Origin of the sequence: Aurantimicrobium minutum (assembly GCF_002355535.1) — a bacterium.
GTDB classification, from domain to species: Bacteria; Actinomycetota; Actinomycetes; order Actinomycetales; family Microbacteriaceae; genus Aurantimicrobium; species Aurantimicrobium minutum.
Window position 1 is genome coordinate 42977 of sequence record NZ_AP017457.1, and the last position, 19408, is coordinate 62384.

At 53.5% G+C, this 19408-nt stretch carries 17 protein-coding genes, 1 tRNA gene and 1 other RNA gene; 13 read left to right on the forward strand and 6 right to left on the reverse strand.

Going from position 1 to position 19408, the window contains the following annotated elements; all coding sequences use genetic code 11:
• Window positions 1-2: 2 nt before the first annotated feature.
• From AUMI_RS00255 to AUMI_RS00265, 3 genes are all read right to left on the reverse strand, one after another.
• On the reverse strand, window positions 3-473 hold the full coding sequence (locus tag AUMI_RS00255) for a phage tail protein (RefSeq protein WP_096380046.1): 471 nt from the start codon (window positions 471-473) through the stop codon (window positions 3-5).
• Between the two features lie 25 nt (window positions 474-498).
• Window positions 499-900 (reverse strand): VOC family protein, encoded by a 402-nt coding sequence (locus AUMI_RS00260; protein ID WP_096380048.1) that lies wholly within the window; start codon window positions 898-900, stop codon window positions 499-501.
• Between the two features lie 76 nt (window positions 901-976).
• A tRNA-Ser gene (locus AUMI_RS00265) sits at window positions 977-1064 on the reverse strand.
• A gap of 108 nt (window positions 1065-1172) precedes the next feature.
• On the opposite strand from AUMI_RS00265, the gene ffs reads away from it, so the two are divergent.
• The 11 genes from ffs (at window position 1173) to AUMI_RS00320 (ending at window position 12899) form a co-directional block, all read left to right on the forward strand.
• Window positions 1173-1269: signal recognition particle sRNA small type (gene ffs / locus AUMI_RS00270), an RNA gene on the forward strand.
• Between the two features lie 61 nt (window positions 1270-1330).
• Window positions 1331-3307 (forward strand): DNA polymerase III subunit gamma and tau, encoded by a 1977-nt coding sequence (locus tag AUMI_RS00275; RefSeq protein ID WP_096380051.1) that lies wholly within the window; start codon window positions 1331-1333, stop codon window positions 3305-3307.
• 2 nt (window positions 3308-3309) lie between these two features.
• The gene (gene recR / locus AUMI_RS00280) at window positions 3310-3906 is read left to right on the forward strand and encodes a recombination mediator RecR (RefSeq protein ID WP_096380052.1); all 597 of its coding nucleotides are present in this window, start codon (window positions 3310-3312) and stop codon (window positions 3904-3906) included.
• A 92-nt stretch (window positions 3907-3998) separates the two neighbouring features.
• A complete protein-coding gene (locus AUMI_RS00285) occupies window positions 3999-5264 on the forward strand; it encodes an aspartate kinase (protein ID WP_096383341.1) in 1266 nt (421 codons plus the stop codon).
• A complete protein-coding gene (locus tag AUMI_RS00290; RefSeq protein WP_096380055.1) occupies window positions 5261-6322 on the forward strand; it encodes an aspartate-semialdehyde dehydrogenase in 1062 nt (353 codons plus the stop codon). The genes AUMI_RS00285 and AUMI_RS00290 overlap by 4 nt, the downstream gene beginning before the upstream one ends.
• A gap of 119 nt (window positions 6323-6441) precedes the next feature.
• Window positions 6442-7917: a malate:quinone oxidoreductase gene (locus AUMI_RS00295; RefSeq protein WP_096383343.1), complete on the forward strand. Its 1476-nt coding sequence runs from the start codon at window positions 6442-6444 to the stop codon at window positions 7915-7917.
• 43 nt (window positions 7918-7960) lie between these two features.
• The gene (locus AUMI_RS00300; protein WP_096380056.1) at window positions 7961-9169 is read left to right on the forward strand and encodes a sensor histidine kinase; all 1209 of its coding nucleotides are present in this window, start codon (window positions 7961-7963) and stop codon (window positions 9167-9169) included.
• On the forward strand, window positions 9159-10268 hold the full coding sequence (locus AUMI_RS00305; protein WP_096380059.1) for a hypothetical protein: 1110 nt from the start codon (window positions 9159-9161) through the stop codon (window positions 10266-10268). The genes AUMI_RS00300 and AUMI_RS00305 overlap by 11 nt, the downstream gene beginning before the upstream one ends.
• Window positions 10258-10914: a response regulator transcription factor gene (locus AUMI_RS00310; RefSeq protein ID WP_096380060.1), complete on the forward strand. Its 657-nt coding sequence runs from the start codon at window positions 10258-10260 to the stop codon at window positions 10912-10914. The genes AUMI_RS00305 and AUMI_RS00310 overlap by 11 nt, the downstream gene beginning before the upstream one ends.
• Window positions 10914-11576, forward strand: coding sequence for a thymidine kinase (locus tag AUMI_RS00315; protein ID WP_096380063.1), 663 nt, complete (start codon window positions 10914-10916; stop codon window positions 11574-11576). Before AUMI_RS00310 ends, AUMI_RS00315 begins: the two co-directional genes overlap by 1 nt.
• Window positions 11577-11585: 9 nt before the next feature.
• Window positions 11586-12899 (forward strand): UDP-glucose dehydrogenase family protein, encoded by a 1314-nt coding sequence (locus tag AUMI_RS00320; RefSeq protein WP_096380064.1) that lies wholly within the window; start codon window positions 11586-11588, stop codon window positions 12897-12899.
• Here AUMI_RS00320 and AUMI_RS00325 read toward each other — a convergent pair whose 3' ends face one another.
• Both AUMI_RS00325 and AUMI_RS00330 read right to left on the reverse strand, forming a co-directional pair.
• A complete protein-coding gene (locus tag AUMI_RS00325; protein ID WP_096380067.1) occupies window positions 12900-13835 on the reverse strand; it encodes a metallophosphoesterase in 936 nt (311 codons plus the stop codon).
• A 7-nt stretch (window positions 13836-13842) separates the two neighbouring features.
• Complete coding sequence (locus tag AUMI_RS00330) at window positions 13843-16428, reverse strand: transglycosylase domain-containing protein (RefSeq protein WP_096380068.1); 2586 nt, start codon at window positions 16426-16428, stop codon at window positions 13843-13845.
• Window positions 16429-16476: 48 nt separating this feature from the next.
• On the opposite strand from AUMI_RS00330, the gene sp36 reads away from it, so the two are divergent.
• Together sp36 and AUMI_RS00335 are read left to right on the forward strand one after the other, a co-directional pair.
• Window positions 16477-16638: a Sp36 family protein gene (sp36, locus tag AUMI_RS08130; RefSeq protein ID WP_172418207.1), complete on the forward strand. Its 162-nt coding sequence runs from the start codon at window positions 16477-16479 to the stop codon at window positions 16636-16638.
• A 32-nt stretch (window positions 16639-16670) separates the two neighbouring features.
• Window positions 16671-17141 (forward strand): RidA family protein, encoded by a 471-nt coding sequence (locus AUMI_RS00335; RefSeq protein WP_096380070.1) that lies wholly within the window; start codon window positions 16671-16673, stop codon window positions 17139-17141.
• A gap of 63 nt (window positions 17142-17204) precedes the next feature.
• Here AUMI_RS00335 and acs read toward each other — a convergent pair whose 3' ends face one another.
• Window positions 17205-19160, reverse strand: a complete 1956-nt coding sequence (gene acs, locus AUMI_RS00340; protein WP_096380072.1) for an acetate--CoA ligase — start codon at window positions 19158-19160, stop codon at window positions 17205-17207.
• Window positions 19161-19408: the final 248 nt, after the last annotated feature.

Consider the following 19408-nt stretch of genomic DNA (forward strand, 5'->3'; position numbering starts at 1 on the left):
AATTAGTACTCGCCTTTTACGACAAAATAGCTGCCACGAATTGTTCCAGCCAGCTTGGATTTCATCCGGGCAAATTTGAACTTGTTTAGTTCTTCTGGAACATCCATACCATCCGAGAGCTTGAATCCGACAGCACGTTTTTTATTGTCATTGACGGTATAAAGAACGTTGATGGCAAGACCGCTTTCATAAAAAACATAGGTCCAGCGAACGAGCCCGTCTGCAGTGTCAACCATCATCTCGGTGACCTCGAGCGGGGTGGATGCCACAACGATGTCTCGCTCGAGTAAAACTGTGGCTACGTAGTCCACGAGCTCCGGCGCTTCGCTGGCTGGAGTTGTTTCAAAAACGAGGTCGTATTTGTTCTTGAAATAACGTGCTTCATTTGCTCGTAGCCCTGCAAGCGCCTCCGCGTGAGGAGAGGACTCAAGACCGTGCGTGGAGACGGTTGTGAAATCAATAGGGGTGGGCATACATGTACCTTCTCAGGAAAGAGGATTAGTCGAGGATGTGATCTGGATTCATCCAGAACACATCCCATAAGTGGCCATCCAGATCTTCAAAACCCCAGCTGAACATGAAGCCAATATCTTCAGGTTCATTGACTTTGCGCGCCCCCAAAGAAAAAGCCTTCTCACACAGCGTACGAACATCCTCAGCAGAGTCACACGACAGTCCAAAAATAGCTTCAGCTGTGTCTTTGGGAGCGATCTTCTTCTCGATGAAGCTTTCAAACTTTGCGTGTTCGAGCAGCATGATGAAAATGTTGTCGTTGACAATCATGCAGGTGGACTGCTCATCAGTGAACTGAGGATTGAAAGTGAATCCAAGCCCGGTAAAGAACTCAACAGAGTTCTTGAGATTGGCTATTGGGAGATTCACGAAAAGAGAATTAACCATGGCCACACACTACTGGAGACAGATAACGGGAGTTAGCTTAAACAAAATGACCGCCACGAGGGGCGGTCATTTTCGGTGGCGGAGAATGGGGGATTCGAACCCCCGAGGGCGTTAACCCAACACGCTTTCCAAGCGTGCGCCATAGGCCACTAGGCGAATCCTCCTGATGGCCCGCTTGCTTGCGCAAGAGGACAACTTGAATATTCTAACTGCTCAACACTGGTGCTGACGAACCGAGAATGTGCATCACAGTTACGTGCTTTAGAATGTTGTTTGGCTCCTCGCGTGGCGCCATCCAGGCCAACTCCCCCAGGACGGAAACGTAGCAAGGGTAACCGGGCTCTGGCGGGTGCGCGAGGGGTCCTTTTTATTGCGCTCACAGCGTTGACGAAGTGGTCTGGATGTCGGCTCTGACGCGTACTATTGAACTGTGGCTACCGCACTGTATCGCCGTTATCGGCCTGAATCCTTCGCTGACGTAATTGGGCAATCCCACGTCACCGAACCGTTGATGACGGCGCTCCGAACTAATCGTGTGAACCACGCATATCTTTTCAGCGGTCCCCGTGGTTGCGGTAAGACAACCTCTGCTCGAATTCTGGCTCGATGCTTGAACTGTACCGAAGGCCCAACCGACACTCCTTGTGGCGTATGCCCCAGTTGTATTGAGCTTTCTCGTGACGGTGGCGGATCACTCGACGTTGTTGAAATTGACGCAGCCAGCCACAACGGTGTTGACGATGCGCGTGACTTACGTGAGCGTGCTGTCTTTGCTCCTGCTCGTGACCGCTACAAAATCTTCATCCTCGATGAGGCACACATGGTCACCCCGCAGGGCTTCAACGCCTTGCTTAAGCTCGTTGAAGAACCGCCAGAGCATGTGAAGTTCATTTTCGCTACTACTGAACCTGAGAAAGTTATTGGCACGATTCGTTCGCGCACCCACCACTACCCATTCCGCTTGATTCCTCCAGCACAAATGTTGGAATACTGCGAGAGCTTGTGCGCCTCGGAAAACATCACAGTTGAACCAGGTGTTCTGGCATTGGTTGTTCGTGCAGGCGGCGGATCTGCCCGAGACACTCTCTCCTTGCTTGATCAACTCATTGCCGGTTCAGAAAATGATGCCGTCACCTACGAACGTGCTGTTTCCCTCCTGGGATATACCCACGCTGCACTGCTCGATGAAGCCGTTGATGCGCTCGCCGCGGGTGATTCTGCAGGAGCATTTGCTGCTGTTGATCGAGTGATTCAGACAGGTCAAGATCCTCGTCGTTTTGTGGAAGACCTTCTTGAACGACTGCGTGATCTCATTCTTGTTGCCGCTACGGGAGCAAACGCTAACGCGGTACTGCGCGGTATTCCCTCAGACGAACTCGAGCGTATGCAGGCTCAAGCTCAGAACTTTGGTGCCGCGGAGCTTTCCAGAGCCGCAGATGTGGTGAATTCCTCGCTGACTGAGATGACGGGTGCAACCTCACCGCGTCTCCATCTTGAACTGATGATTGCCCGTCTGCTTGTTCGAGCCACGGGTAGTGCTTCTGGCGCGGTTGCTGCTCCAGTTGCATCCGCACTGCCTGCTGCGCCTGCTGCGCAGAAAAAGGATGCCCCAGCGCCAGCTCCAACACCTGCTGCCCCAGTTGCTTCTGCACCATCGCCCAAGGTTGATAAGCCTGCGCCAGCCCCAGAGCCAGTCAAGGAAGAACCCAAGGTGGTTCCAGCCGGGCCAGTGGGAACACGTGAACTTCTTGAAGCATGGCCTGCTGTATTGGAGAAAATCCAGGCGAAGTCTCGTGCAGCATGGCTCGTCGTTGTTGCTGCGCAGGTTCGCTCTCTTGAAGATGATGTGCTCACGCTCGTCTTTAGCAACGAAGCTGACGCCGCCTCTTTCCGTCCGCAAAAAGGTGTTCCCGGCGGTGTCCACGAAATTTTGCGTCAAGCAATCCTGGATACCGTTGGTGTTCGCGTGAGCTTCAAAGTTTCCAGTGACTCCAGTGCGACCGCACCTATCGACAAAGTCAGCACAGCAACAGATGCTGTGGCATCATCTCCCAACGCTCCGCGAGAGTTTGCAACCCCAGCACCTGCAGATGAGGAGCCTCCGCTTCCTGAGGAACCACCAGCTGAACTTTCAGAAGAATCTCCCGTGGATGAGCCCGCCGATGACGGCTGGGATGTTGTTGCAATCCCCTCGGGAACTTCAGCTGTCCTTGATGATGAACCATCCACGGATTCGAAGACACCGGTTGAGCCAGAAGTGGCTGACGCTGGTTCTCAACTCAGCGCAGAGGAAGCTGAGCTGCAAGACCGTCGTTATGGCGAAGCAGTCGTTCGGGAGATCTTGGATGCCAAGTTCATTTCTGAAGAGGTCACTGCCCCCACTCCTGTTATTACTACTGAGGACTAGGCATGTATGACGGCATAGTTCAGGAGCTCATTGATGAATTGGGCCGACTTCCCGGTGTGGGACCCAAGTCAGCTCAGCGCATTGCGTTTCATATTCTGCAAACAGAATCCTTCGATGTGACCCGCCTGTCAGCAGTGTTGTTGGAAGTTCGGGAAAAAGTTAAGTTCTGTGAGATTTGCGGAAACGTATCTGAAGAAGTGACCTGCGCTATCTGCCGTGACCCCAGGCGTGACCCCACGTTTATCTGTGTCGTGGAAGAAGCCAAAGACGTCGTTGCTATTGAGCGCACCCGGGAATTCCGCGGGCTCTACCACGTTCTGGGCGGAGCAATCAGCCCCATTGATGGAATTGGGCCTGACGACCTTCGTATTCGCCAACTCATGACGCGTTTAGCGGACGGGACTGTGACAGAGGTCATCATCGCCACCGACCCCAACCTCGAAGGTGAAGCAACCGCGACGTATCTCTCTCGCTTGTTGAAGACTCTAGAAATTAAGGTCTCGCGTCTTGCTTCGGGTCTTCCTGTTGGCGGCGATTTGGAATATGCCGACGAAGTGACCCTCGGTCGCGCCTTCGAAGGCCGTCGCACCGTCTCCTGAGCGTAAAAAGCCCCCTGAAACTCCCCGTAGAATAGAGTTTCCAGCTCGCGTGAAACGAAGCCGTGAGCATCTTCTTTCAGGAGTTTCAAACCGTGAGCTTGATTGTGCAGAAATATGGCGGATCGTCCGTTGCTGATGCCGAAAGCATCAAGCGCGTCGCCAAGCGCATCGTCGATACTCGCGAAGCCGGAAACGACGTCGTTGTTGTCGTGTCGGCCATGGGTGACACCACCGACGAATTGATGGATCTTGCTAACGAGGTCTCACACGATCACGCACCACGTGAGCTTGACATGTTGCTCACCGCTGGTGAGCGAATCTCTATGGCCTTGGTTGCCATGGCAGTGCGCTCTCTCGGGCACGATGCAAAATCCTTCACTGGATCTCAGGCGGGAATGATCACCGATGCCCAGCACGGTACTGCTCGCATCGTTGAAGTAACCCCTGACCGTCTGCGTGACGCGGTGGCAGATGGCGACATTGCCATTGTTGCTGGATTCCAAGGTTTCAACCGTTCCACCGGTGACATCACCACACTCGGTCGTGGTGGATCGGACACTTCAGCTGTTGCCCTTGCTGCAGCCCTCAACGCAGATGTGTGTGAGATTTACACTGACGTGGATGGTGTCTTTACTGCAGACCCTCGCGTTGTTCCTCACGCATCCAAAATTCACCGCATTTCAACCGAAGAAATGCTGGAGTTGGCAGCAAACGGTGCCAAAGTTCTCAACATTCGCGCAACAGAATATGCACGCCGTCACGGCGTGACATTGCACGTGCGCTCCTCCTTCGTCCCTGACGAGGGAACAATCGTGTACAACCCCACGGAGGGAGAAACAGTGGAAGAGCCCATCATCACCGGTGTCGCCGGTGACCTGAGCGAGGCCAAGATCACCGTCGCCGGTGTTCCAGACGTCCCAGGTAAAGCAGCGCAGATCTTCACCATCGTTGCCGAGGCAGATGTGAACATCGACATGATCGTGCAGAACGTATCGCCTGCAGGAACCGGACAGACTGATATTTCTTTCACCCTCCCCAAGGCTGAAGCTGACTCCGCTCTCGCTGCTCTCAAGTCTGCACAGTCACAGATCGGTTTCACTGATCTCGCACTCGATGAGAACATCGGCAAGCTCTCTGTGGTGGGTGCGGGTATGCGCACCAGCTCGGGTGTTTCCGCTCAGCTGTTCACTGCGCTGTTTGAAGCAGGCGTCAACATCGACATGATTTCTACCTCCGAGATTCGCATCTCGGTCATCATGCGTGCAGACCAGCTCAACGAGGCATTGCGTAAGGTTCACACTGCTTTCGGTCTTGACTCCGCAGTTGAGGCAGTCGTTCACGCGGGAACTGGCCGATGACCGCCATCGCCCCCGAGGGGCTCAATGTTGCCGTTGTCGGCGCAACCGGCCAGGTCGGTAAGGTCATGCGTCGTTTGCTCGAAGAGCGAAACTTCCCAGTCAAGTCGATTCGTTTCTTTGCTTCGGCTCGATCTGCCGGGAGCGTGCTTCCCTACGCTGGTCACGATGTCGTTGTTGAAGATGTGGAAACAGCAGACCCAGCGGGAATCGACGTAGCTCTGTTCTCTGCAGGAGCCACCGCCTCTAAAGCACAAGCTCCACGCTTTGCCGCAGCTGGGGTAACCGTGGTAGACAACTCCTCCGCATGGCGCATGGACCCAGAGGTTCCTCTGGTTGTCTCTGAGGTCAACCCTCACGCCATCAAGCAGGCAGTCAAAGGAATTATTGCCAACCCCAACTGCACCACCATGGCGGCCATGCCTGTGCTCAAAGTTCTCGATGCTGAAGCAGGGCTTGAGCGCATGAACGTGACCACCTTTCAGGCTGTGTCCGGTTCTGGTCTGGCCGGTGCTGAAGAACTTGCTGGCCAAGTTCGTGCTGCCGTTGAGCAGGGAAACATTGAAGACCTCGTTCACGACGGTTCAGCTATTTCTTTCCCCACACCCGTGAAATACGTCAAGACCATCGCCTTCGATGTTGTTCCGCTTGCAGGCTCCATCGTTGAGGACGGCCTCAACGAAACCGATGAAGAAAAGAAGTTGCGCAACGAAAGCCGCAAGATTCTGGAGCTTCCTGAGCTTTTGGTTTCCGGCTTGTGTGTCCGTGTTCCCGTGTTCACTGGTCACTCACTCTCTATCAACGCAAAGTTTGGTAAGGCTATTTCGCCAGAGCGCGCTCGCGAATTGCTCGCAGACGCTCCTGGTGTTCAGCTAGAAGAAGTTCCCACACCACTTCAAGCTGCAGGAGCTGATCCTTCTTTCGTTGGTCGTATTCGCGCTGATGAGACAGTGGATGGCGGTCGCGGTCTGGCAATGTTTGTCAGCAATGACAACCTGCGTAAGGGCGCTGCCCTCAACGCAGTGCAAATTGCTGAGTTGATTGCAGCTGATCGCGCCTAATTCTCTGCACCATTTCACGAAGGCCACCAGAAACGCTTCTGGTGGCCTTCACTGTTCCTCCCGGTAGCTGGAAGCACTGAGGGCAGTGCTCAGTAGCTTTGCCACGTAAACTTGCGGATGTGAATGCAAAGACAGTTGACGTCGCCCTGATTGGTGGCGGAATTATGAGCGCCACGCTCGGCGCACTCATTAAACAGCTGCAACCTGACTGGAGCATCCAGGTATATGAGCGTCTGGGCGAAGTGGCTCAGGAAAGCTCAAACCCCTGGAACAACGCAGGTACCGGTCACGCTGGTTTGTGCGAACTGAACTACATGCCCGAAGCACCTGATGGTTCGGTTGAGCCTTCCAAAGCTGTGGCGATTAATGAACAATTCCAGGTCTCTCTCCAGTTCTGGGCATACATGGTCGCTTCCAAGATGCTTGATGCACCCACCACCTTCATCAACTCAACTCCTCACATGACCTTCGTTTGGGGAGAAGCGAACGTGGAATATCTTCGTAAGCGCTATGCAGTGCTCAAAGATCAGCCTTTGTTTGCAGGCATGGAGTACTCAGAGGATCCTGACGTCATTGCTCAGTGGACCCCCCTGCTGATGGATGGTCGCACCGGTGACGAGCCGATTGCTGCCACCCGCATCACATCAGGAACAGACGTTGATTACGGATCACTGACCAAGCAACTCTTCAACTTCATCACTGAGAACGGCGCGAAACTGCGCACAGGAACTCAGGTGACCTCGGTCAAGAAACTCCACAACGGGCACTGGCGTCTACAAATGCGTGACATGGTGGGAAACACCCCGCACTCCATCACGGCCAAGTTTGTGTTTGTTGGTGCCGGTGGTGGCGCGTTGTCACTGCTTCAAAGCGCGGGAATCAAAGAAGCCAAGGGCTTCGGCGGATTCCCCATCTCTGGGCAGTTCCTGCGCACCACCAACCCAGCCCTTGTTGCCCGCCACCAGGCCAAGGTCTATGGCAAGGCATCTGTTGGCGCGCCACCCATGTCAGTTCCTCACTTAGACACCCGTGTTGTTGATGGCGAAAAGTCATTGTTGTTTGGACCTTTCGCAGGCTTTACTCCAAAGTTCCTCAAAGAGGGTTCCTGGTTCGATCTTCCCGGTTCGATTCGACTGAACAATATTTTCCCCATGCTGGCTGTCGGAGCAACCAACCTTGACTTGCTGAAATACCTCATCGGCGAATTGATGGCGAGCCCGCAAAAGAAGCTCGATGCGTTGCGTGAATTTTTCCCTGAAGCTCAGCACGAAGACTGGGAGCTCATCACCGCCGGTCAGCGCGTTCAGGTCATGAAGTCTGACCCCAAGAAGGTGGGCGTGCTTCAGTTTGGTACTGAGGTCATTGCCTCAGCCGATGGCACTATTGCTGGATTGTTGGGAGCCTCGCCTGGTGCTTCTGTGTCCGTGCCCGTCATGTTGGACGTACTCAAGCGCTGCTTCCCCACTGAGTTTGCCGGCTGGGAGCCAGAGATCAAGAAAATGATTCCTAGTTTCGGAACACGTTTATCTGACAACCCTGCGACGGCAAAGAAGTCCTTTGCTGCTTCGGCTAAGGCGCTCAAACTCTCCACATAGGGAAGACTGGTCTTTACGGCCATTTGGGTGAGGGGGAGCGAGAATGCAGATTGGTATTCCTGCCAAACTCGCACCTGTCTTGTTTGCTCAAGCACTCTCTCGCCTCTTCTTGGTTTACTCGGCCTATTCCGTCATCTTTGCTGAAGTTCTACTTCTGCTGGCCGGATGGCATGAGGGCAATGCTGCCGTGTTGTGGGCAGGGTTCTTGGTTGGCTTTCCTGGTTTTGTGTTGTGGTGGCTCATGTTTTCCCCGCTGTCACCCTTCTCGGCATCTCTGTATTTAGTTTTCTTAGGCATTTGTTTAGTCATTGTTTCGTGGGCAGCGCTCGCCACCATGCCTGATGTGGTTTCTACAAAATTCTTGCCCTTTACCCTGCTTGGCTTTGCTCTGATTACTACCTGTGGTGTTGCTGCTCGTGTTCGGGACAGATTGTTCTGGGCAACCCTGGGTTATGTGATTGCGAATGTGGCTATTTTTGTCGGAGCACAGCTTGCCGGTGGGGTTTTTGAATTCGATAATCGCCTTCTTGTGGGATACGTCATTGTGGTGTTAGCCGTATCGTTCACACCGGGGCTACTGCGAGCTCAGAGCAAGATTCAACCTTCTCTTGATAACAGCATGGATTTCATTTCACAGGATGCCCAAGTGGTTGCCTCGGCGAAAGATATTGCTGCTCATCTTCATGACACGTTGTTGGCCAACCTGGCCCTGATTGCGCAAACTAAACCGGGAATGCTCCAGCAGGATGTTCGCGAATCCATTGAGGCCCAACTCGCACGCCTCGAGAACAGTGAACTCACAACGACCCGGCAGACAGCTACTTCACCAGAATTGAGTTCTGATACTCGTGAACGCTTGAGCCCCGTCTCAACTGCGCTCGCCGAAGCGGAGCGAAACGGACTCGTCATCAACCTCAGCGGCGATCTTGCTTCCTTAGAAAATCTGACGAACGATCAAATCACCGCCACCGCAGCTGCACTGAGTCAGTGTTTAGCGAATGTTTTGGCTCACTCAGGTCAGAAAAATGCAGAAGTGGTGTTGTTAGGTATTCCTTCGAATGTGAGCATCACAGTTATTGATGGCGGTGTTGGTTTTGACGTTGAGGCCATCCCTACTGATCGTTTAGGTCTAAAACTTTCCGTGAGAGAACGTATTGAGCAGGCCGGCGGCACTGTTCGAATTTGGTCGAATCCTAATCATGGTGCGGCCATCATGATGCAGTTGCCCACGGAGGTGAGAGATGAGCGATAGAGGTCGTAGCCTGCAACAAATCGATCCGCTCACCGCTGCCACAAGCTGGGAAGGAGCAATAGTCATCGTTCTTGTTACGTGGTGCTATGTGGTACTGGCCTCAGTTTCTTCACTGGTACATATTTCCAACATGTACTTAATGGCTATCGCAATTATTTTTATGACTCTTTCACTCGGACTGCACCTGTGGTTTGCCGCTCCACGGCATGCTCCCTATGGCAAATGGAGTTACACACTCGTTGTCTTTTTTGCGATCTGCGCAGCATGTTTTCAAGTCGGGGCGATGGATAACCACGTCACAGGTTACTTCTTCGAGTGGGGACCAATTGCGTTAGCTTTGCTGTTTACCAGTGCCAGTGGTTATCGGCCACTTTCAGACCAGTACTACGCCGGTTTGGCAGCGGTGCTGTCCGTCGGGGGCTTGTTGGCCTTAAACAGCCTGAGTCTGGACATTCCCTTTGGGCCGGCGTACTTTGCTGTTTCCGGTATCACTCTTATTGCCATCGTTGTCCTCGGCCAAGCTAGCTACACCCAAAAAGCAACAAGTGTGCTCAGGGCCTGGAATGCAACAGTGAGTGAACTAGCGCAGCCACCATCTCAGCCGAGTAGTGCCGTGACCGCTGAAGTGACGAAACCTTTCATAGACGAGGTGAAACATTTTTATGTGGAACTTCTTGAAACAGGTCGCGTCAATGCGGAGGATGTCGAAAAAGCTCGGCAACTCTCCGGTGAAATTCGTGGAGAACTTCTCACCCTTTCCACTCGAACATGGGTAGAGCGTATTGGGTGTGAGCTGCACGATCCAGAGCAATTGTTGGGACGTTTTGATCTCTCTTCTCAATCCAGCATTTCTGCACTAATCACCGGTTTGAGAGATAACGGAGTGCGATCAATTACGGTGTCCTTGCGGTCAGATCCTGCAACAGATCGCCTCTCCTGTGTGGTGTTAGGAAAAGACCACGGCGAACGCAGTGCCGCCAGCTATCGTTTGAGAATCAAACTCGCCCCCTATCTGCGTGTGATGTACGTAGTGTTTCAAGATGTCCGCATGATTGAACAAGATGGGGAAGTGAAGGTGTTGTTCTACTATGCAAACTAATGGGGGACGCAGGGCACCTGCGACGTTGGCGATTTTGGATGACCACGGACTCTTGGTCGAAAGCATCACAAGTTGGTTTTCTGAAAACGCTCCAGATTTCGACGTGGTCTGTAGTGAAACCTCCTGGGCGGGGTGCCTAGGCAACCCTGCTTTTCCTGCCGACATGGTTTTGATGGACTACCAGTTGGCAGAAAACGTCTCGATTGAGGCACGAGTACTAACGTGTAAAGCTGCCGGAGCCAAGGTCGTGGTGATTAGTGCTCTCGGTGGCACCGAGCTTGAGGAACGTATCAACGCCTCGGGCGCTGATGAATACTTCGATAAGGCCACCTCGATGAGGGTCATTGCTGCCTCAATGCGTCAATTGTTGGGCATGCCTGCCATGCACGTGGGAACCCCAGGTGAGCCCATTCAACACGCCGAAGAGCTGTCCAAGCCTCGTTTGAGTGCTGGGGAAGAACAGGCATTGATGCTGTATTGCCAAGGTTTAGCAACAAAAGATGTCGCAGAAGCTATGAATGTTCAGTTTGAGACGGCCAAAACATACCTCAGACGGGTCCGTGAGAAGTACGCTAGAGCTGGAAGACCCGCGTCCCGGCGGGCTGATTTGGTTCGGCGTGCAGCCGAGGATGGATATTTGACCTAATGGCCAAGCTTTATTTCCGTTATGGCGCTATGAACAGCGGCAAGAGTACTGCAATGCTCCAGGCTGCTTACAACTACGAAGAGCGTGGGCACTCTGTCATCATCGCGAAGCCTGCGATTGATCAAAAGGGTGACATGGGTGTTCTATCTCGTGTGGGTATTACCCGCCGCTCTGACTTCGTCATTGCTGAAGAGAGCGACGTCTATGGCCTCTTCCAGCACGAGCGTGAAGAAATCATCCGCAAGACCGGAGCTGACGTCAAGTGCTTCATGGTCGATGAGGCACAGTTCCTCAGTGAAGCTCAGGTTGATGACCTGCTCCGAATCGCGTTGCTCGAAGACATTCCTGTCATGGCGTTTGGTATTCGCACCGACTTCCAGACTGTGGCTTTCCCTGGCTCACGTCGCCTGTTGGAGATCTCTCACGAAATTGATGAGCTGAAGACCATCTGCCGCTGTGGCAAGAAGGCAATCTTCAACGCTCGTAAATACAACGACCGTTTTATCTTTGATGGTGAACAAGTTGCTATTGATGGCGTTGCTGTTCACTACGAAACTCTCTGTGGTAACTGCTACCTCATCGAAAGCAACGGTGTACTCAACGCTGGTCGTCGCCAGTGGCCTGTTGCCTACTCCTACGAACCAGACCCCGACTTTAGCTAATTTCTCACCATGCGCATCTCGGTCATCGGTTGCGGCTATCTGGGTGCAGTGCATGCAGCAGCCATGGCCGACCTTGGGCATGAGGTTATTGCCGTCGATGTCGATGCGGCGAAAGTTGACGCTCTCGCTCAAGGCAAACCACCCTTCTTTGAGCCAGGTCTGCCAGAAATACTTGCTTCTTCTCTAGATTCTGGGCGTCTGCGTTTCACCACAGACATCAGTGAAGTTGCGGGAGCATCGCTGCACTTTATCGCTGTAGGAACACCCCAAAGTGAGAACAGTGGCGCCGCAGATCTTCGCTATGTCCATGCAGCTGTTGATGCTCTGATTCCTCATCTGGGATCAACGGATGTCATCGTGGGAAAGAGCACAGTTCCTGTTGGCACAGCAGAGGCTCTATCTCACCGGCTCCTGGCTGCAGGCAGTTCGGCAACCCTGGCATGGAATCCAGAATTCTTGCGAGAGGGCTTCGCAATCAAAGACACACTCTCACCAGACCGGCTGGTCTTTGGTTTTGGTGAAGGCCCTGGCGCACAGCAGGCACGATCAGCACTTAGGGATGTGTATTCACAAGCGATTGCTTCTGGAACACCAGTTGTCGAGACCGATCTAGCAACGGCAGAGCTGGTTAAGACTGCAGCTAATGCGTTTCTTGCTACCAAAATTAGTTTCATCAACGCCATGAGCGAGATTGCAGAGGCAACAGGCGCTAATGTCACTGAGCTAGCCGATGCCATTGGTTATGACGCGCGTATTGGCAGGAAATTTCTCAACGCTGGAGTGGGGTTTGGTGGCGGGTGTTTGCCGAAGGACATTAGAGCTTTCTCTGCTCGTGCTCAAGAACTTGGCTTAGGTTCCTCGGTCGCATTCTTAGATGAAGTGGATGCCATTAACCTGCGCCAACGTGAGCGAGTTATTGCCCGCGTCATCTCTGATGCCGGAGGGGATACTGCAGGCCTGCGGGTGGCGGTGTTGGGTCTAGCCTTTAAGCCCCACTCCGACGATGTTCGTGACTCACCTGCTTTGGATGTTGCTCAAGGTTTACTTGCTGCTGGAGCAGATGTTGTTGCTTATGACCCTCAAGCTCACGGCCCTGCACTGCAGCGATTCCCCGAACTCAATGTCGCTGAAACTCTCGAGCAGGTTTTGGTGGGTGCAGATATAGCCGTTTTGGTCACCGAATGGCCAGAGTTTGTTGCCTTAGATCCGCGAGTAGCAGGAGATCTCATGGCACACAAACGAGTCGTGGACGCCAGAAATGTCCTAGATGCTGACATGTGGAGAGCAGCTGGCTTCCACTACAGCAGCTTGGGACGTCCCTAACTAGTCTCTGGGGCTGAGAGTGACCAGAGAAGCCTCTGGGGGGCAGGCAAAGCGCACAGGAGCATAAATAGATGTTCCCAGGCCTGCAGAGACGTTCAATGCGGCTGTGTGGGCGCCATGGCGCCACGTGCTCAATCCCTTGACTTGATCGCGAGGGATATCGCAGTTTGTCACCAATGCTCCAAATCCTGGAACACAAACCTGACCACCGTGGGTGTGACCGGCAAACATCACTTGAGCACCCTGAGCAACGAACTCGTTCAGAATGCGCTGATAGGGGGCGTGTGCGACACCAATCGTGAGCTCTGGTGCAGTTTCTTCAAAAATGTCCTCAGACTGCAAGCTCTCTAATGCGCGTTCCATGCGAGAAAGCGAGTCGAAGTTGCGGTGGGGGTCATCCACACCCATGAAATCTATTCTGCGTTCACCAATCTGGATGGAGGCAGCAGTGTTGTTGAGGTTAGCCCAGCCTAAATCGTTGGTCAGGAAGTGCTGCAGTCCCGCTGTATCCAGCACAGTCGCATGGGTCTTGGCCCGTGAGGGGCCAGCGAAATAAGTGAAAGGGTTTTTGAACTCGGGAGCAAAATAGTCGTTGGAACCGTTGACAAAGACTCCAGGAATGCCCTGGAAAGCCGATAGCGCTTCTTCAACAGCTGGAAGAGCATTGATGTGACCGAGGTTGTCACCTGTGTCAACAACGAGATCGGGGGACAGGGCAGCTAATGACTTGATCCACTCGATTTTGCCCTCTTGCCAGGGGGCAAGATGTAAGTCAGAAATGTGAAGAACACGGAGGGGCTGTGCACCAGGTTCTAAAACTTTGGCTTCGACTTCACGCAAAGTGAACTGGTTACGTTCGATGAGCGTTCCCCAGAGCAGGGCGCCGGCAGCGGCGACCCCTACTCCGAGGAGCGCATCACGAACAAACTTGTCCATCAGCGAGTTATTGCTGAACCGTAATTGTCACGGTGGCACCAGGCTTCACAAATCCACCCACAACATCCTGGGCAATAACCTTGCCGACATTAGGACTTGGTGGTGCAGGACATGTGCTTTGCACTGGTGCAGGAATCACACTCGGATTGTTGGGGTCAACAGGAGGGGTGCTAGGACAAGGCGTTGGTGTGGGGCTTGGAGCCAAGATAACTTGGACAACCCAACCTCCAGATTGCAGGCTACTGGTTGCGGCAGCTTGAGTCATGCCGAGTGTAGTTCCAGGACCAGCTACAAGCGACTGGTTACTGGTGTAGACAGTGATTTCCGCACCCACAGCGGTGTTTTCACCCGAAGGTGGATCTGACTTGACCACGGTTCCCTTGGGCTTCTCAGAGTCCATCTCGCCGCCGTCTTTGAAGGTCAGGCCGACGCTCTCGATGAGTTCTTGAGCTTGCTTGAGGGTCAAGCCGTCAATTGCTGGGACGGCTACAGACTTACCCTTCATCAAGTTGGGATCTGGTGCTGGGAAGGCATCTCCACCATAAATGCTGTTGGCAGTTGCCATCACGCCACGCCAGATTCCCTGCACGAAGACATAGGGAGGGAAGACGTATTCACCCACGTTGACGTGGCCTGTGACGTTACCAATCCAGGAAACGGTAGATACCTTGGTAGTGGTACCCATCATCCAGTTGTGCTCGGAGTTATCCGAGGTACCGGTCTTCGAGATGAAGGGAACACCGTCGTTAGGAGACGCCCATCGAGCTGATCCTTCGATTACTCGAGACATGGCATACGCCACAGTGTTCGCAATGTTTGCCGGGACTGCCTGGTTGCACTTGGATTTGGGTGGGTCAACCTTCTTACCATTGCGGTCAGTGATTTCATCAATCGCAATTGCTGAACACACCTTGCCCTGGTTTGCGAAGCCGGCAGCTGCCACAGCCATGGTCAGCGGCGCGATTTCATTTGAACCCAGCACAGCCATGGGGTTGCTGGTAAGAGTCTTCAGGTCAGCGCGGTGAACACCGAAGCTTTCTGCAGTTTTACGGATCTTGCAGAGGTCCAGCTTGGACGCCATCATCATGAAGTTGGTGTTCCACGAGTTGATCAGCGATTGCAGAGCAGACCAGACTCGACCAGTTCCACGACCGTCGAAGTTTTGCAGGTTCCAGTTGTTGAGGTCTCCAACACCTTCACAGCTGTTGGTGAATTCCCTACCGGTCCAAATACGGTTCTTACCGTCAACCATTTCGTTAAGGCCGTGACCGTTCTTAAGCCATTCAGTGAGAGTGAAGACCTTGTAGGTCGAACCCACAGGGAAACCGGTCGAGCTTCCGTAACGGGAATCTGTGCTGTAGTTCACGGAGGTGTAGTTGGCTCCGGTTGCAACCACCTCAGGATCAGCGGAGTAATCCTTGCTTTGGCCCATCGCCAAAATACGTCCGGTGCCCACCTCTACCGAGACAGAAGCTGCGGCGATGTTTCCTTCATCAACAACTTTGGCAACGCGCTCGTCAATAGCAGCGTTGGTTGCTGCCTGAACATCCAGGTTGAGGGTGGTCATGATTTTGTAACCACCACGTTGGAAGTTGTTCCAACGCTCATCCTCGGTTGCTCCGAAGGCTTTGTCGTTTTTGATGACCCAGGTGACGTAGTCACAGAAGAATGCGGCTCCACCAGCAGTCTGGCAACCAGTGCTGGGAGGGGTGATGACAGGTGTCACAGGTTCTGCAACAGCTGCCTTGTATTCCTTCTGAGTGATCTTGCCTTCAGCAAGCATGCGCTCAAGGACGTAGTTTCGACGGTCAGTGTTTGCTTGAATGTTTTCTTCGTAGTCAATACGGAGGTTGTTTGGGTTATTGACCGTGGCAATCAAGCTTGCTGCTTGGGCAAGTGTGAGGTCTTTCGCTTTCACGCCGAAGTAGTACTGAGCTGCAGCTTCGATTCCGTAGGTTCGACCACCGAAGGAAGCAATGTTCAGATAACCATTGAGAATTTCATCTTTCGAGTACTTCGACTCAATGCTGATGGCCAGCTTCATTTCTTTGAGCTTTCGCTCAATGCTTGTCTGGGTAGCAGCGATGTAGGCAGCCTTACGGGCATCAGGGTCTGCGAGCTCTTCAGCACGCTGAACGAGAATGTTCTTCACATACTGCTGGCTGATGGATGAACCACCCTGTACATCTCCACCGGACGCGTTCGACAGGATTGCGCGAGCGGTACCAATCAGGTCAACACCACCGTGCTCATAAAAGCGAGGATCCTCGGTAGCAATAGCTGCGTCAATGACGTAGGGAGAAATTTCGTCCAAAGGAACCGTGACACGGTTCTGAGCGTAGAAGGAGGCAAGAAGTACCTCAGTGCCATCTGATGCTTTGGCATAGATGCTGGTCTTTTCCGCGAGCTGGTTGATTTTCAGATATTCAGGCAACTCGTCAAAGACGCCCAAAGCGCTATTGGTGGTGAGGCCGGTAACCGCGATAGCGGGGGTCACAGCGGCTGCAATAAGTACTGACGCAACGGCGCTCATGCCGACAAATGCGAGCAGTCCTCCGACCAGTCCTGACTTCGAGGGCTTCTTGGCAAACATAGACTCTAATTTATCCCGGATTTCTGAGAAACTACCGAACGGAGAGCCATGAGCGCCACAAAATGGGAGTACACCACCACTCCACTACTGATTCACAACACCACTGCCATCCTCAACACCTGGGGAACTGAGGGCTGGGAACTGGTCCAAATCGTGACTGGGCCCGAAGGCGGACTTGTTGCCTATCTCAAACGACCACTGGCTGAATAGACTCAACTCGAGCCACGAACAAAGGACTAAACATGGCAAACATTGACGCTCGCCTTGCTGAACTCGGCATCGATATCCCTGACCTCGTCCCCCCTGTTGCCGCCTACACTCCAGCGGTTATTCACGGTGACCTGGTGTTCACGTCAGGTCAGTTGCCTATGGTCTCTGGTGCACTTCCTGCCACAGGCAAGGTCGGTGAAGGCCATGGACTCATTCCAGCCTCCGACGCTAAAGAGTATGCACGCACCTGTGCGCTCAATGCGCTCGCCGCTGTGAAATCAGTACTTGGCGACCTCAACCGTGTGACCCGTGTGGTCAAGGTAGTGGGCTTCGTTGCCAGCGACCCTGCTTTCACGGGACAGCCCGGTGTCATTAACGGGGCTTCCGAGGTTCTCGGAGAGATCTTCGGTGACGCAGGCGTTCACGCTCGCTCGGCAGTTGGTGTCGCTGTTTTGCCGCTTGATGCTCCGGTTGAAGTAGAAATCATCATTTCATTCAAGTAGCCCTCGACTAACAACACTGAACCCCAGGCCACAGGCCTGGGGTTCAGTGCGTTCGTGCTTCGTTTAGTGAACTTGAGCACTGATGATGCTGAGCACACCAGTGTCGGTCAGCGTGGTGGTGTCACCAATCTCGCGACCTTCAGCGACGTCCTGGAGGAGACGGCGCATGATCTTGCCAGAACGAGTCTTGGGAAGCTCTTCAACGATGTACACCTTTGAAGGGCGAGCAATCGCACCAATTTGGTCCGCAACGTGCTTGCGCAGGATGGCGCTTGCTTCCTCGGGAGTCTGGTCGTCAACGTGGCTCTTCTTCAGGATGACGAAGGCGACAACGGCCTGACCTGTTGTCTCGTCTGCGGCACCTACCACTGCTGCTTCAGCCACAATCTGGTTACCAACCAGCGCAGATTCAATCTCTGCTGTGGAGAGACGGTGACCTGAGACGTTCATCACGTCATCGACGCGGCCCAAGAGCCAGATGTCACCATCTGAGTCGTAACGAGCGCCATCGCCTGCGAAGTACTTATCTCCGAACTTCTCCCAGTAGGTCTCTTGGAAACGGGCTGGGTCTCCCCAAATGCCGCGAAGCATGGAGGGCCAAGGTTCGGAGATGACCAACAAACCACCGGAGTTCTTTTCCTGAGGAACACCTTGCTCGTCGAGAATGTCGATGACTACACCGGGGATGGGTACCTGTGCTGAACCTGGCTTCAGGGTGGTTACACCAGGGAGTGCCGCAATCATGATTGCGCCGGTCTCGGTCTGCCACCAGGTGTCTACAATCGGCGCGGTTCCGCCACCGATGATGTCGTGGTACCAAATCCATGCTTCGGGGTTGATGGGTTCACCCACGGATCCGAGTACACGGATGCTGGAGAGGTCAAACTTGGCAGGGATTTCGCGTCCGAGCTTCATGAAGGAACGAATTGCCGTGGGCGCGGTGTAGAGAATCGAGACCTTGTACTTCTCGATTATTTCCCACCAACGACCGGGGTGAGGCGCGTCTGGAGTTCCTTCATAGACCACCTGGGTTGCCCCGTTAGCGAGTGGACCATAAACAACGTAGGAGTGTCCGGTAATCCAGCCCACATCTGCGGTGCACCAGTAGACATCTTTTTCTTCGTGAAGATCGAAGATGTTTTTGTGGGTAAATGCTGCCTGGGTGAGGTAGCCACCTGTGGTGTGCAGAATTCCCTTGGGCTTACCGGTTGTTCCGGATGTATACAGAATGAACAGTGGGTGCTCTGCGGGGAATCCCTGAGCTTCGTGTTCTGCGTCAACACCGGCCATAGCCTCATGCAGCCAGATGTCGCGACCTGCAGTCCACGCAACCTCGTTCTCGCCACGCTTGACCACGAGAACATTTGTGACGGTGCTGCCGCCACCGTGTGCCTCGAGTGCTGCATCAACTGTGGGCTTGAGGGGGAATACTTTGCCCTTGCGCCATCCGCCATCGGCTGTCACCACAAGCTTTGCTTGGGCGTCATCGATACGGCTACGAAGGCTGTCGGAGCTAAATCCCCCGAAAACGACGGTGTGGACTGCGCCAATGCGGGCAGAAGCGAGCATGGCAATCACGGCTTCAGGAATCATCGGCATGTAAATCGCGATGCGGTCGCCAGCGGTGATACCCAGCGAGAGATACACATTTGCAACTCGCTTAACCTCTGCGGTTAATTCGCTGTATGTGTATACACGCTGATCGCCAGGCTCACCTTCGGCATAGAGTGCAACGCGGTCACCATTACCGGCGAGAACGTGTCGATCAAGACAGTTGTAAGCCACATTTAGTTCACCATCGTCGAACCATTTGGCCACAGGAGCGTCGCTCCAGTCGAGCACGCGAGTGTATGGTTTGTGCCAGTGAAGCAGTTCTTTGGCTTGCTTGTCCCAGAAACCAAGGCGATCTTTCTTCGCTGAGTCGTAAAGGTCAGCTTTTCCTACTGCCTGGGCAGCAAATTCTGCGCTGGGTGGAAAGCGACGTTCCTCGTGCATCAGGTTGTCAATGTTGTTGCTCATTTGAGCACCTCACTTCATTGGGTGGTGACAAAGTTCTATCAAAGTCTGATACGAGATTACCCCCAAAATCACACTTTGTATACAAAGTTACTTTTTGTACTCGGGGTACAGATAATTTTCAGAAATATGCCTTACACTCGTAATGTTCAGAGCTTCGTATCTGACTGGTGGCGCCGCCGATTCCCCCAATCTGGCGTCACGAAGGCGACACCGTTCCCCCCAACTGGTGTCGCCTTCCTCTGTGTGTG

Bases quoted from the DNA above. Each gene is read 5' to 3' on its own strand.
- AUMI_RS00255 (WP_096380046.1), bottom strand. From the start codon at position 473: ATGCCCACCCCTATTGATTTCACAACCGTCTCCACGCACGGTCTTGAG.
- AUMI_RS00260 (WP_096380048.1), bottom strand. From the start codon at position 900: ATGGTTAATTCTCTTTTCGTGAATCTCCCAATAGCCAATCTCAAGAAC.
- recR (WP_096380052.1), top strand. From the start codon at position 3,310: ATGTATGACGGCATAGTTCAGGAGCTCATTGATGAATTGGGCCGACTT.
- AUMI_RS00290 (WP_096380055.1), top strand. From the start codon at position 5,261: ATGACCGCCATCGCCCCCGAGGGGCTCAATGTTGCCGTTGTCGGCGCA.
- AUMI_RS00300 (WP_096380056.1), top strand. From the start codon at position 7,961: ATGCAGATTGGTATTCCTGCCAAACTCGCACCTGTCTTGTTTGCTCAA.
- AUMI_RS00305 (WP_096380059.1), top strand. From the start codon at position 9,159: ATGAGCGATAGAGGTCGTAGCCTGCAACAAATCGATCCGCTCACCGCT.
- AUMI_RS00310 (WP_096380060.1), top strand. From the start codon at position 10,258: ATGCAAACTAATGGGGGACGCAGGGCACCTGCGACGTTGGCGATTTTG.
- AUMI_RS00315 (WP_096380063.1), top strand. From the start codon at position 10,914: ATGGCCAAGCTTTATTTCCGTTATGGCGCTATGAACAGCGGCAAGAGT.
- AUMI_RS00320 (WP_096380064.1), top strand. From the start codon at position 11,586: ATGCGCATCTCGGTCATCGGTTGCGGCTATCTGGGTGCAGTGCATGCA.
- AUMI_RS00325 (WP_096380067.1), bottom strand. From the start codon at position 13,835: ATGGACAAGTTTGTTCGTGATGCGCTCCTCGGAGTAGGGGTCGCCGCT.
- AUMI_RS00330 (WP_096380068.1), bottom strand. From the start codon at position 16,428: ATGTTTGCCAAGAAGCCCTCGAAGTCAGGACTGGTCGGAGGACTGCTC.
- sp36 (WP_172418207.1), top strand. From the start codon at position 16,477: ATGAGCGCCACAAAATGGGAGTACACCACCACTCCACTACTGATTCAC.
- AUMI_RS00335 (WP_096380070.1), top strand. From the start codon at position 16,671: ATGGCAAACATTGACGCTCGCCTTGCTGAACTCGGCATCGATATCCCT.
- acs (WP_096380072.1), bottom strand. From the start codon at position 19,160: ATGAGCAACAACATTGACAACCTGATGCACGAGGAACGTCGCTTTCCA.